Raw genomic sequence first — 13,815 nt, forward strand, 5'->3', positions numbered from 1 at the left:
AAAGTTCATAAATCCTTCCTAAAATGCGTAGTTGTTCCGTTGTCCATTTAGGCTTTTCCTAGTAAAATAAGAATAAAGCTTATAGAAATTAGAGGGAGGTACTGAAAAATTGTCTAAAAAGAAAACACGAAAAATTATTGTCTATCTCATGCTTTTTGCCATGCTGGCTTCCACCCTCCTTTTAGGTATTGCAAGATTCTTATCTTAAAAATACGAAGGGACTGTTCAAATTTGAACAGTCCCTTATCTATTTTATTGCTCCATTTTCTTTTGCCAAGACATCAAATGTTTTATTGGAGGAAGTAACCAATATTTTTGTTCCAACCGGGATTAATGGAAAAAGGGAGGATACGACCTCATTTTGGGTGCGGATACAACCATATGATACATACTTTCCGATGGAAGCTGGTTGGTTCGTTCCATGAATTCCGTAGATTCGGCCGTCAGTTCCTTTGGCATCAAAGCCAATCCATCTAGCTCCAAGTGGATTTTCAGGAGAACCACCGGGAATATTCTTCTTGCGATAATATGGATTCTTAGCCTTTACCGTAATGGTAAACAGGCCTTCAGGTGTTAAATCTTGAGTTTTGCCAGTACCTACACTGACAATCGTTTGAACTTTGTTATCATTGATAAGGGCTAGTTCATTGTTTGTTTTATTGACGATAACGAAGGGATCGCCAACCATAGGGTTAGGTCCTAATGGCCAAAGGGGTGAAAGAGAAAAAGTCATGAGAAGGGGCGATAATAGTTTAATCAATCCAACCACCTGCCTTTTTCCCTTAATTTACCTCGACCTTCTTCGTTTCATTCATTTTTTTAACATAAAGGGAACTTTTGATAATAAGATACTCGTTCATTTCATTAACTAATTGCAGTAATGCTGCCCTGACTTCAAACTCCTGTCTTGTTTTAGGCAATTCCATTTCTTCGAATTCTTTCTTCATTCCTTTTAATTTATCTATATAAATATAAGCTGTATTGCCCGGATGAATATTCTCTGAAAGTTCCTCAAGAAAATCAGCCACCATATTTCCCTGTTTCACGGTACTAGTAAGTGATGTGACAATTGGTAAAACGCGTTCAATTATTTCAAATTGTTTTTCTCTGATTTTAAAATATTCAAAGTACAGGTTCTCTTCACGCCGAATACGGTTTTCAAAATCTCTATAAGCAAGCATTTTTGCCTCTTCAAGCAGCTCGGCACTTTCGGTAATTTCCAGTCCGTCCCAACTGCTCTCCCCAGTTCTTAAGTACCTCACCATTTCACAAAAAATTATTTTAAAATTTTCCTCAATCTTCACTTGAAAGTCTTTAAGTTTTTTATCCACACTGGGCATATACAGGTTAATAAGTAACGCGACACCTATACCAACCGTTATTACCCCAAGTTCATTTAAGAAAATAGACCATGAAAAGTGATGTGCCATATAAATATGCAAAATAATAACACTGCTTGTGACAACACCATCTTTTGCTTTTAGCATTACAAGGATAGGGATAAAGAAAAGGAGCATTATCCCAATAACAATGGAATGATAGGCAATCCCTTCGAAAAAGACCGCTGAAAAAGGCATGGCTAAAACACAGGCTAAAAAACGGTCCCAAGCTGTTCGAAGTGATCTCCTTTTTGTCACTTGAACACATAAAATCGTTAATATACCGGCCGAGGCAAAATTATGCAGTCCTAACTGCTGGGCAATTAAAATGGAAACAGCCGTACCTACAGCTGTTTTTATTGTCCGATATCCAATCGAAAATTTCATAAATATCTCCCCACAAAAAAAGATGATCATATTGACCATCTTTAGCATATCCCTATTTAGACATTTTTTCCAAGAAAAACTACCCTTTAATGGTTAGCAGATTCAACCGTTATAATACTTTTTCTAAAAAGTCCTTTGCTCTGCTTGTACGTGGATTATTAAAAAACTCACTTGGTGAGCCTTCTTCTAATAATCTCCCTTCATCAAGGAAGAGGATACGGTCAGAAACCTCACGAGCAAACCCCATTTCATGTGTTACGATGGCCATCGTCATTCCGGTTTGGGCCAAGTCTTTCATAACAGTCAATACTTCTTTAACCATCTCGGGATCGAGTGCTGATGTAGGCTCATCAAATAACATTAACTTTGGTTCCATTGCAAGTGCACGAGCAATAGCAACACGTTGTTTCTGACCACCTGACAAATTATTCGGATAAGCAGTCTCTTTTTCAGTAAGACCCACTCTGGCGAGTAAATCACGAGCTTTAGCTACAGCGGTGTCACGGGATTCCCCTTTAACTTTCTGCGGGGCATATATTAAGTTATCCAATACTGTCAGATGCGGGAATAAATAAAAGTGCTGAAAAACCATTCCGATTTGTTCCCGAATTTTCATGATGTTTGTTTTTTTATCCGTAATGTCTTGATGATCGACCCACACTTTTCCTTTGGTAGGAATTTCCAACATATTTAAACAACGCAGGAAAGTTGATTTTCCAGATCCTGACGGGCCAATAATAGACACAACCTCACCACTGTCAATACTGGTCGAAATATTTTTTAGGACCTCATTTTCTCCGAATTGTTTATAGAGGTTTTCAACTTTAATCACTAAATTTCATCCTCCTTTCAACTCGTTTACCAATGAGAGTAAGGACCATAACTAAGATCCAATAGATTAAACCAACAAAAATTAAGGGCTCAAAATTACGATAAGTATCTGCCCCAACAACTTGGGCCCGGCGCATCAAATCTAAATAACCAATGGTTGATACGATTGCTGATTCTTTTGTTAACGTAATAAATTCGTTCATAAGTGCCGGTAATATATTTTTTAACGCTTGAGGCATGATAAGATCCTTCATCATCAGACGATAAGGTACACCAAGAGCTTGTGCTGCTTCTGTCTGGCCTTTATCAACTGCCTGAATTCCTGCCCGGATAATTTCAGAAACATAGGCGGAAGAATTTAATCCAAACGCTAGGATAGATGATAAGAATGGTGAAATATCATAGCCTGTTAATTGAGGTATAGCAAAATAGATAAGCATCAATTGCAAAATTAACGGTGTACCCCGAAAAATAGATGTATAAAAATCTCCGAACCAATTTAAAACTTTTATTCGTGAAATTTTACACAGTGCCAAAAGAGTACCAAGAATAAAGCCTAAAATAATTGAAATTATAACAAATTTTAATGTAACCCATATTCCTTCTAAAATAAAAGGAATATAAGGCACAATTTGGCTAAAATCCAAATTCATGCCTTACACCTCACTTCAATTTATTCATCAAACATTTAAGAAAATTAATCAATTACTGTTGATCTTTTAACCACTTGTCCTTCAGTTCTTGAAGTTTTCCGTTCTCTTCTAATTTTTTAAGAGCGTTATCCACATCGTCAACTAAGTCACTGCCTTTTGGAAAAGCTACTGCCATCCCTGGAGAACTAGATGTTGGATCATCAAAACCTGCTAATCCTTGTTGCTTAATGTATCCAGTTGCAACTGATTTATCTAAATAAGCTACTTGGATACGATTTGATAATAGCTCTTGGATTAAGTTTGTCGCATTATCTAATGGCTTAAGCGTAAAATCAACTTTTTTCTGTAGCGCTTTTGCCCCTTCTTCTTGGATGGTTCCTAATTGTACAGCAACCGTTTTTCCTTTAAGATCATCAATCGTTTTAATATCGGAATCTTTTTTTGTTACAAACATTTCACCTGAGTGGTTATAAGCTGTGGAAAAGTCAACATTCTTTTTACGTTTTTCAGTTGCTGACATCCCAGAAATAACCATGTCTACACGTTTCGCTTGCAATGCCCCGATTAATCCATCAAACTTCATGTCTTTAATTTCTAGTTTATAGCCCAATTCATCCGCAATGGCATTAGCTAGGTCAATATCAAATCCAATAATCTTTCCTGATGGCTCTCTTGATTCAAATGGAGCAAAATCAGCTGAGGTAGCCATGGTTAATACTTTTTTAGAAGAAGCCTTTTCTCCAGTTGCCCCGTCCTTATTACTCTGACCGCAAGCAGCCATAACTAATAATGTAAAGATAAACATAAAAGATAAAATTGTTTTTTTCATGATGTACCTCCTGTGTAAAATATAAGTATATGCGTAGTTAAATTGAATTTTTATTCAACAAAACGAATAATAACACATGAAATTATATTTGAAAAGACGTTTTTTAAATATAAAAATATTCTAATAATTTAATATACCAATATTATTTCCCCCTAAAAAAAAAACACCTTTTAAAAAAGGTGCCTTTAAGGAGTCAAGCTTTAATTAGCTCGACCTGACGAAATTCATTTTTCATTTTTTCGAATACGTCCTTATTCGTAATCAAATCATACCCTGTTAGTGCAAGAGCCAAAGCACCTCTAGAGAGTATCTGATGAGAATTGTCCGTAATGGTTAAGTCGGCAAACTCTCTGGTATGGGCAACTAATCCAGGTGAATCAAGACCAATATACGGATGAATAGCCGGAACAACGTGACTAACATTTCCCATATCGATTGAACCATAAGAATCCTTCGCTTTCTCGACTTGCATAACACCCGTTGTCAAAAGATTGCTTGTAAACAGCTGGGATAATGTTTGGTTTGTAACCATATTATCATAGCTCAATTCATAATTTTCAATATGAACCTCTGCGCCCGTCATGGACGATGCACCTTTCGCTATGTTCACCACCTTTTGAACTAGTTCATTTAAGTAGGATCTCTCCTTTGCCCGAATATAAAATTGAGCTACTGCTTTATCCGGAACAATATTAGCAGCTACTCCCCCCTCCTTAATAATTCCGTGTATTCTAACATCGGAAGTTACATGTTGACGGAGAGCATTGACCCCGTTAAATAATTGTATAACGGCATCCAGTGCATTAATCCCCTTTTCTGGCGATGCTGCTGCATGACTCGTTCTGCCGCGGAAGTCAAATTGAATAGCATCCATCGCTAACGATTCACCACTCTCATAGGAAACATCTCCTGGATGGACAATCATCGCTGCATCAATATCGTCAAATACTCCTTGTTCCGCCATCGGTACCTTTGCTCCATTGGTTTCTTCTGCAGGTGTACCTAATACAACAACTCGGCCGCCAATTTCATCCAGCACTTTACTTAATAAGACTCCTGCCCCTGCACTCATAGTTCCAATCATATTATGACCACACCCATGTCCAACTTCCGGTAAGGCATCGTACTCGGATAAATAAGCAATAGTAGGACCTTCTTTTTTACTATCATAAACCGCTTTAAAAGCTGTAGGTCTGCCAACAATTCCCTTTTCTACTGAAAATTGATGCTGCTCAAGTAATTCCACTAAAAGATTCATAGATTCATATTCTTGATCACCAAGCTCTGGATGATGATATAAAGTATCGTTGATTTCCCATAATCTGTTTTGTATAGTTTCTAAATTATTTTTTAATAATTCTTTCATGTCAATCCCCCTCCGAATTTATGATTAAAATTACAAAATAATTAATAAATATACATGAAAAAATATATTTAGACAACAAAAAAGGTCAAATCGTTTTCGATTTGACCTTTTTTGTTTACCCCTTAAACTTCTTCGCAATATTGATCAAATTCACTTTGCAGCTTTGCCACTACAGTTGCAGGGTCAAATCCCTCAATTTGATGTCTTTCGATCATGGTCACAATTTTTCCGTCTTTTAACAAGGCAAAAGATGGTGAGGATGGCGGATAACCGGTAAAATAGCTTCTTGCTGTTTCGGTTGCCTCCTTATCTTGTCCGGCAAATACGGTAACTAGATGGTCAGGACGCTTGTCATTGTGAAGAGCATGTGCTGCGGCAGGGCGCGCAATACCACCCGCACAACCACAAACTGAATTAATCATCACTAATGTCGTTCCTTTTTGATCAAAAGCTTCTTCGACTTCTGTTGGAGTTTTTAATTCTTTATATCCAGCAGACACGATCTCTTCGCGTGCTTGCTTAACTACATCATTCATGAAAAAGTTAAAATTCATACTCATCGAAACACACTCCTTATATTCCTTATATAACTACATCATAACAGTTTAAATGTGTTTATTTCAAATGAAATGAAATACCAAAGTTAAGAGAAAACTGCCATGAACCAACGGTTTACCCTTTTGTTGATAAAAAGGTTTCGAATAATGTTTCTACAGCGGTAGCTACGGTCATTTCTCCGGAAATGACCTCATTCTCTAGTTTTGGCAGAGCACTTTTAACCCCTTTATGATGGTAAAAAAGAAATTGAAGCTGATCTGTAATCATTGAATATAACCATTCCTTGGCTTGTATTCTCCTTCTTTCCTCAAAAACTCCTGAGGATTTTACGGTTTCTTCAAAGTTTTGAATAACACCCCAAATTTCACTAATGCCTTCAAACGTGATTGAAGAGCAAGGATATGCCCTTGTCACCCAACCTTTTGTAGCTGGCTGGAGGAAGTGAAGGATGCGATTATACTCTAGCCTTGTATGTTCCGCTCTCTGTTTATTTGCTCCATCCGCTTTGTGAACAAGGATAAGATCCGCTAGTTCCATAATCCCTTTCTTCATTCCTTGAAGTTCATCCCCTGCCCCGGTCAAAACTAGCAACATGAAAAGATCCACCATATCTCTCATAATTACCTCACTTTGACCCACTCCAACCGTTTCAATTAAAATGATATCAAAACCGGCTGACTCACATATTAGCATAGCCTCCCTTGTTTTTCGGTGTACTCCGCCAAGTTTTCCTCCCGTAGGTGACGGACGAATAAAAGCGTTCGTATTCTTTGATAATTGCTCCATCCTAGTCTTATCACCTAGAATACTGCCGCCGGAAATACTTGAACTCGGATCAATAGCTAATACAGCAACCCGGTACCCTAGACCGCACAGGTACATACCAAAAGCCTCAATAAAGGTACTCTTACCGGCACCTGGTACACCAGTAATACCGATTCGAATTGATTTTCCTGTTTTGGGAAGGAGTTTTTTCAGCAGCTCCTGTGCTTTTTGAAAATGCTGTTCAGCATTACTCTCAACTAGTGTAATGGCTCGGGCAATCAGGCTGCGGTCACCCTTTAACACCCCATCATAAAGAACGTCAACGGATGGTTCTGTTGTATTTCGTTTACGAAAGCGCACATTTTTTTCAATAGCCGCGGGATGACCTTCAAGCTCTTCCCCGCTGCGTACGATACTTAAACAGCTGTCAGTTGTATGAGGATCACTCCACTCCGGCTTATGGTCCTTTCCCATTTATTGCGACACTTCCTCATAACCTAGTTTTAAATAAATCTCCCTAATCACTTTTTGAGCGGCCACAGGAATGATCGTGCCCGGTCCGAAAATAGCTGCCGCACCATGATCAAATAAAAATTGATAATCTTGTGCAGGAATGACACCTCCAATAACAACCAAAATATCCTCGCGGCCCAATTTTTTCAATTCGTCCACAAGTTGCGGAAGCAATGTCTTATGACCCGCTGCGAGCGAGCTCATGCCCACTACATGAACATCATTTTCAACAGCTTGAATCGCAGTTTCTTCTGGTGTTTGGAACAATGGACTAATGTCGACGTCAAAGCCTAAATCTGCAAAAGCGGTGGCGATGACTTTTGCTCCCCGATCATGACCGTCCTGACCCATTTTGGCAACAAGGATTCTTGGTCGTCTCCCTTCATTCTCGAGAAATTCATCTGTCATTTTTTTTACTTCATTTATCTCTTCCTCATTGCTAAACGCTGTACTATATACTCCACTTACGGAGCGAATGACAGCTTTATGTCTTTTAGCCACACGCTCAATAGCGTCAGAAATTTCACCCAGTGTTGCTCTAACTCTTGCTGCCTTTATGGCAAGTTCTAATAGATTTTGTTCTCCTGTCTCAGCAGCTTTCGTTAAGGCACTAAGCGCCTCGGCTACTTTTTGATGATCCCGAGCTTCCTTTAAAGCCGATAATTTTTCAATTTGTTTTAAACGGACAGCGGTATTATCAATATCCAATATATCGATTGCTTCTTCCCTTTCGAGCCTGTAGCGATTAACCCCAATGATTGTTTCCTTCCCCGAATCAATTTGAGCCTGCCTTCTGGCGGCAGCTTCCTCAATTTTCATTTTTGGAAGACCTGTGTCAATAGCTTTAGCCATGCCTCCAAGTCCTTCAATTTCTTCAATGTGTATCCAGGCCCTTTTTATTAAATCATCTGTCAGTTTTTCAACATAATAAGACCCACCCCAAGGATCGATGACCTTGGTTAATCCTGTTTCTTCTTGCAAGAACAACTGAGTGTTGCGGGCAATCCGGGCAGAGAAATCTGTTGGTAAGGCAATGGCCTCATCTAAGGCGTTCGTATGCAATGATTGGGTATGACCCATGGCTGCAGCATGAGCCTCAAGTAGTGTTCGGGTAACATTATTAAATGGATCCTGTTCGGTTAAACTCCACCCCGACGTTTGTGAATGAGTCCTTAATGCTAACGATTTTTCATTTTTTGGATCGAAGGACTTCATCATTTTGGCCCATATGAATCTTGCTGCCCGCATTTTGGCAACTTCCATAAAATAATTCATCCCAATTGCCCAGAAAAAGGACAGCCGAGGTGCAAATGAATCAATGTCAATCCCCGCTTTAAGACCTGTTCTGACATACTCCAATCCATCTGCAAGTGTATAAGCTAACTCTAAGTCTGCGGGAGCACCTGCTTCTTGCATATGATAACCCGAAATACTAATACTATTAAACTTTGGCATGTATTTGGATGTATATTCAAAAATATCGGCAATGATCTTCATCGACATAGCTGGAGGGTAAATATATGTGTTGCGAACCATATATTCTTTTAAAATATCATTTTGAATCGTACCCGAAAGTTTTTCTTGGCTGACCCCCTGCTCCTCAGCCGTTACAATGAAGAATGCTAGGATGGGCAAGACTGCGCCGTTCATGGTCATCGATACAGACATTTGGTCCAAGGGAATTCCAGCAAAAAGGGTCTTCATATCAAGAATGGAGTCTATGGCAACTCCCGCTTTACCAACATCTCCGACTACACGTGGATGGTCCGAGTCGTAGCCGCGATGGGTAGCTAAATCAAAGGCAACAGATAATCCCTTTTGTCCCATTGCAAGATTTCGGCGGTAAAAGGCATTACTTTCCTCAGCGGTTGAAAATCCTGCGTATTGCCTCACCGTCCAAGGCCGATTAACATACATGGTAGGATAGGGGCCTCTCGTATAAGGAGGCAGACCTGGAAGATCACCAATGTGTTCTAACCCTTGACGATCTTCTTTTGTATAAATAGGCTTAAGGGATATTTGTTCATTTGTTTCAAAGATCAAATCCTCAAGGGAAGAAGAAATTTCTTGATGAACTTTCTCTTCCCACTCTTTTTTAGTCATGAATGTTTGGTCAGCAAACAATGGAATACTTTGAAAATCAGGCTTTTGTTTCTTCAACCGTGTTCACCTCCATATCAGTGAGGATATCAATAAGAGTTTCATAGCAATTAGTCCCTGTATGAATAAACTGCTTAATACCCAGACTCTGCCACTGGGGCTGTTTTTCTATTTCAGGAAGCCCTGCTAAATAAAATTTGCGGTCAGGAAATTCAGATTTTAGGAATGATAGTATGTTTTCACCTGCTAGTTCGTACTGTTCATTTGTTCCACAAAAGCAGAAATAGGATGTAGTTGTTTCTAAGAGAAATTGTTTAGCATGATCTACAGTTACGATCGGCTTGCTTTCTATTGCGTTCAAACCACCTGCCGCAAAAAAGCCTTTCATAAAATCAAGCCTTGGTTTATAGTGCTTTAATTCTCCAAGACATACGATTCCTACAGATGGAATAGTACCAACTTTTCCTTCAAGCTGCTTTGCCTTTTTTCGCAGCTCTTCAAATGGCTCTGTAAGTCTTCGTGCAGGAATTGCTTCTATTTTGCTCAATGAATACGTCCCATTTGAAAAAAAACTATTTATATTCTTCGGTAGAGGGTTGGAGGGGATTTCATTTATATCTGCATAAACATTGGTTCCGATCATACTTTGCTTTCTAGTTTGAATATCCAGATTCTTTACGTCGTAGACAGCTTTAATTTCCTGCTGCAGCCAATTGGATTTTAAGCTATTTAATATACCGCCCTGGGCTTCGATTTTTTGGAAATAATCCCAAGCTTTTTCGGCAAGTTCATTCGTTAGTTCTTCTACATACCAAGAACCACCTGCTGGATCAATTACTTTTTCTAGGTGTGCCTCATGTTTCAAGAGTAGTTGAATATTTTTAGCGATTCTTTCTGCAAATGGTGTTGTGACTGTAAGATGATCAAAAGGAGCAACTTGTAAATATTGAACCCCTCCGATAATGGCTGTAAATGCTTCATTTCCAGCCCTTAGAAGATTGACATAGGGGTCATGTAAGGATTTTGTAAAGGAAGAGGTCTCAGCAGAAATAATCATCCCGCGGGCTTCGTCTTTAATACCATAAAGCTCAGTTATTCGATTCCAGAGTACTCTTGCTGCCCGAAGTTTTGCTAGTTCCATGAAGAAGTTACTTCCAATCGAAAATTGGAAGACAACTTTTTTTACGATTGCATGAAGGTCCAGTTCACTCTCCTGAAGGATATCGAGATAATGCACCCCTTCTGCAATGGAAATGGCCAATTCTTGGACGGCATTTGCTCCGCCATTATGATAAGGGGTAGTATCAATTAGAATAGTGCTTAGAGATGAAAAACTTTTACTATACTTGTTTATATTTTTTTTCCATTCTTCAATATATTCCTGTGAGAAAACCCCTTCCTCGGCAAATAACGCAATCGGGTCTGAACCGATATAACCGGTAACTTTATTAGCTGTGTTTTCGTCTTCGGCCATTTTTGTTAAAACATTTAGAATCGTTGATTGCCATCCTTTTGCATTAATCGCTAATGGATATTGATGATAGATTCCTTCTAAAACGCTAGAAAGGTTCTGATCTGTTTCAATTAATTCTTCCGATACTTTAATGGCAATGGCAGTTTGCCCTTTTTTTACGGCATCATGAAGTTTCTCCTTTAATTCACTAGGTGATTGGTAAGCTAACTGCTGAGCAATGTTCCACATATTTGTATGGTAGCCCAATGGATATATTCCCCGCCGGTAATCGGAACCTCCTGGATAATCTGGAACTGGCTTCTCATCTAGTCTTGTATAAAGCGGTTTCAAAACTATGTTCTCATATGTATGACGATGTAAGGAATCAATCTTTTTCCCTTTTAAAGTGCTTTCCGCTTTCTCTTGCCAATCCTCAATTGTTTTCTGTAAAAATGATTGATTTTTTATATTTTCCAACTCCTTCTCCCCTTTCTTCTAAATTGAAGTAAAATTCAATTAATTCTACTTATTTCTATTTTATGGTACAAATAGTTTTCAGGCAATAACAAAAGGCGCAGGATGGATTCAAAGTCCCTATTCAATTTATTTTAGAATTTCCTATACCATTATAAAAACCGCTGCCAGTCCTGACAGCGGTTGTTTAATGCCTAATAAATAGATGTCGTTGATTTAGAGGTATTTTCCACTATTTCTTTCACTCGTTGTAAGAAACGGCCGCAAATTAGTCCGTCTAACACCCTGTGGTCCAAGGACATACAAAGATTCACCATATCTCTGATGGCAATCATGTTATTATTCATGACTACTGGACGTTTAACAATTGACTCAACTTGAAGAATCGCCGCTTGCGGGTAGTTAATAATTCCCATCGATTGAACCGAGCCAAATGAACCCGTGTTGTTCACCGTAAATGTCCCGCCTTGCATATCTTCTGATTTTAATTTCCCTGTTCGCACTTTTACGGCTAGTTCAGAGATTTCTCGAGCTATTCCCTTAATGGATTTTTCATCTGCATTTTTAATGACAGGAACATACAAGGCATCTTCCGTTGCAACTGCAATAGATATATTAATGTCTTTCTTTTGGATGATTTTATCCCCGGCCCACATTGAGTTTATTTGCGGAAACTCTTTCAAGGCTTGGGCTGTTGCTTTTACAAAAAAGGCAAAAAAGGTTAAATTGAAACCTTCTTTCTTCTTAAAGTCGTCTTTTAGACTGTTGCGATATTCCACAAGATTAGTTGCGTCCACCTCAATCATGGTCCAGGCATGCGGCGCTTCATGTTTACTGCGAAGCATATTAGCCGCGATTGCTTTACGTATCCCAGTGACTGGAATCTCAAGATCTCCGGTACTAACAGGAACGGTCGCTTGTTGAGGGGCCGGGGCCGAAACCGCTGCTGGCTGACTTGGCACAGCTGGTACTTCTTTTGGTTTCGCTTCGACCGCAGGTATCAATTCACTTACGGATTCAACCATTTGGGCTGGGGTAGGGATATGACCTGATTCAATTAATTTTAATAGGTCCTTTCTAGTAATTCGTCCCCCTGCACCTGTCCCAGATACCTTTGTTAAATCTATCCCGTGCTCCTGGGAAATTTTTAGCACAGCTGGTGAATACCGAGTTTTATTCGGTTGAACCGATGTATTTGTCGTTTCGGTTATTCTATTTTCTTCTGGAACTGGACTCTCAGCGGGAGTAGAATCCTGTCCAGTGCCAGCTTCGATTTCAATGGTACAGATTATTTCCCCGACCGCTAGTGTCTCTCCTTCTTCAGCAATCAGCTCTTTAATTACACCAGTAAAGGAGGACGGGACTTCTGCATTTACTTTATCGGTCATGACCTCGGCAAGTGGGTCGTATTTATTTACTCTATCACCCACAGTGACTAACCACTTGCTAATAGTCCCTTCGGTTACACTTTCCCCTAATTGAGGCATTCTAATTTGTTCAATTGCCACGAGTTCCATACCTCCTTAATATTCCGCCAGCTCACGCATTGCTTTTTCAACTTTGTCCGGATTAATCATAAAGAATTTCTCCATAGTAGGAGAATATGGCATAGCTGGGACATCTGGGCCAGCGAGCCGCTTAATCGGAGCATCTAAATCAAATAAACAATGTTCCGCTATAATGGCTGAAACCTCACCGATGATGCTTCCTTCCTTATTGTCCTCTGTTATTAGCAGCACCTTGCCCGTTTTAGAAGCTGCCTCTATAATTGCCTCTTGGTCTAGCGGGTAGACAGTTCGTAAATCAAGAATATGAGCAGAAATTCCATCGCGGGCTAATTTTTCTGCTGCTTGAAGGGCAAAATGAACACATAGACCATAAGTAATGACCGTAATATCTTCGCCTTCTCGCTTTACATCAGCTTTCCCGATCGGCAGGGTATAATCCTCTGCAGGGACCTCACCCTTAATTAAACGATAGGCCCGTTTGTGCTCGAAAAAGAGAACGGGGTCATTGTCGCGAATAGCTGCTTTTAATAATCCTTTCGCATCGTATGGTGTCGAAGGCATGACTATTTTCAAGCCTGGCTGATTAGCAAAAACGGCTTCCACTGATTGGGAATGATAAAGTGCTCCATGTACTCCGCCGCCGTAAGGGGCACGGATAACAATTGGACAGTTCCAATCATTGTTAGAACGATAGCGAATTTTTGCCGCTTCAGAAATAATTTGATTTACAGCTGGCATGATAAAATCAGCAAATTGCATTTCTGCAATTGGACGCATTCCGTACATGGCTGCCCCAATCCCTACACCTGCGATAGCTGACTCGGCGAGTGGTGTATCAATGACCCGCTCCTCGCCAAATTGTTCATACAACCCCTGGGTGGCTTTAAATACGCCGCCTTTCACTCCTACATCTTCTCCAAGGATAAATACTTTTGGATCCCGTTCCATTTCTTCACGCATCGCCATTGTGATTGAATCAATATATGAAATAATCGCCAT

13 protein-coding genes are annotated in these 13,815 nt (G+C 39.5%); 1 reads left to right on the forward strand and 12 read right to left on the reverse strand.

The genetic code is table 11. The features are described 5' to 3' along the window. The first annotated feature begins 109 nt into the window (after positions 1 to 109). Positions 110 to 208, forward strand: coding sequence for a stressosome-associated protein Prli42 (gene prli42, locus V7077_RS10095; protein WP_205176447.1), 99 nt, complete (start codon positions 110 to 112; stop codon positions 206 to 208). A 39-nt stretch (positions 209 to 247) separates the two neighbouring features. On the opposite strand, the gene V7077_RS10100 is transcribed toward prli42, so the two are convergent. The 12 genes from V7077_RS10100 to V7077_RS10155 form a co-directional block, all read right to left on the reverse strand. Then, the gene (locus V7077_RS10100) at positions 248 to 733 is read right to left on the reverse strand and encodes a L,D-transpeptidase (RefSeq protein WP_420489631.1); all 486 of its coding nucleotides are present in this window, start codon (positions 731 to 733) and stop codon (positions 248 to 250) included. Between the two features lie 49 nt (positions 734 to 782). After that, positions 783 to 1,766: an aromatic acid exporter family protein gene (locus tag V7077_RS10105; RefSeq protein WP_335501001.1), complete on the reverse strand. Its 984-nt coding sequence runs from the start codon at positions 1,764 to 1,766 to the stop codon at positions 783 to 785. Positions 1,767 to 1,875: 109 nt separating this feature from the next. Beyond that, complete coding sequence (locus V7077_RS10110) at positions 1,876 to 2,598, reverse strand: amino acid ABC transporter ATP-binding protein (RefSeq protein WP_335501003.1); 723 nt, start codon at positions 2,596 to 2,598, stop codon at positions 1,876 to 1,878. Continuing rightward, a complete protein-coding gene (locus V7077_RS10115) occupies positions 2,591 to 3,250 on the reverse strand; it encodes an amino acid ABC transporter permease (RefSeq protein ID WP_215043339.1) in 660 nt (219 codons plus the stop codon). The genes V7077_RS10110 and V7077_RS10115 overlap by 8 nt, the downstream gene beginning before the upstream one ends. 52 nt (positions 3,251 to 3,302) lie before the next feature. Then, positions 3,303 to 4,079, reverse strand: a complete 777-nt coding sequence (locus V7077_RS10120) for a transporter substrate-binding domain-containing protein (protein ID WP_335501005.1) — start codon at positions 4,077 to 4,079, stop codon at positions 3,303 to 3,305. A 193-nt stretch (positions 4,080 to 4,272) separates the two neighbouring features. Then, positions 4,273 to 5,445 (reverse strand): M20 family metallopeptidase, encoded by a 1,173-nt coding sequence (locus V7077_RS10125; RefSeq protein WP_335501007.1) that lies wholly within the window; start codon positions 5,443 to 5,445, stop codon positions 4,273 to 4,275. A gap of 122 nt (positions 5,446 to 5,567) precedes the next feature. Next, positions 5,568 to 6,005 carry a BrxA/BrxB family bacilliredoxin gene (locus tag V7077_RS10130; protein WP_335501009.1) on the reverse strand — a complete coding sequence of 146 codons (438 nt, stop codon included), beginning with the start codon at positions 6,003 to 6,005 and terminating at the stop codon, positions 5,568 to 5,570. Positions 6,006 to 6,117: 112 nt separating this feature from the next. Continuing rightward, a complete protein-coding gene (meaB, locus tag V7077_RS10135; RefSeq protein ID WP_335501011.1) occupies positions 6,118 to 7,242 on the reverse strand; it encodes a methylmalonyl Co-A mutase-associated GTPase MeaB in 1,125 nt (374 codons plus the stop codon). Further along, on the reverse strand, positions 7,243 to 9,441 hold the full coding sequence (gene scpA / locus V7077_RS10140; RefSeq protein WP_335501013.1) for a methylmalonyl-CoA mutase: 2,199 nt from the start codon (positions 9,439 to 9,441) through the stop codon (positions 7,243 to 7,245). It abuts the gene before it with no gap. Then, a complete protein-coding gene (locus V7077_RS10145; protein WP_335501014.1) occupies positions 9,422 to 11,311 on the reverse strand; it encodes a methylmalonyl-CoA mutase subunit beta in 1,890 nt (629 codons plus the stop codon). The genes scpA and V7077_RS10145 overlap by 20 nt, the downstream gene beginning before the upstream one ends. A 191-nt stretch (positions 11,312 to 11,502) precedes the next feature. Further along, a complete protein-coding gene (locus tag V7077_RS10150; protein WP_335501017.1) occupies positions 11,503 to 12,816 on the reverse strand; it encodes a dihydrolipoamide acetyltransferase family protein in 1,314 nt (437 codons plus the stop codon). A gap of 15 nt (positions 12,817 to 12,831) precedes the next feature. Then, positions 12,832 to 13,815, reverse strand: coding sequence for an alpha-ketoacid dehydrogenase subunit beta (locus V7077_RS10155; RefSeq protein ID WP_335501019.1), 984 nt, complete (start codon positions 13,813 to 13,815; stop codon positions 12,832 to 12,834).

This window comes from Neobacillus vireti (genome assembly GCF_036962465.1).
Taxonomy (GTDB): domain Bacteria; phylum Bacillota; class Bacilli; order Bacillales; family Cytobacillaceae; genus Neobacillus; species Neobacillus vireti_B.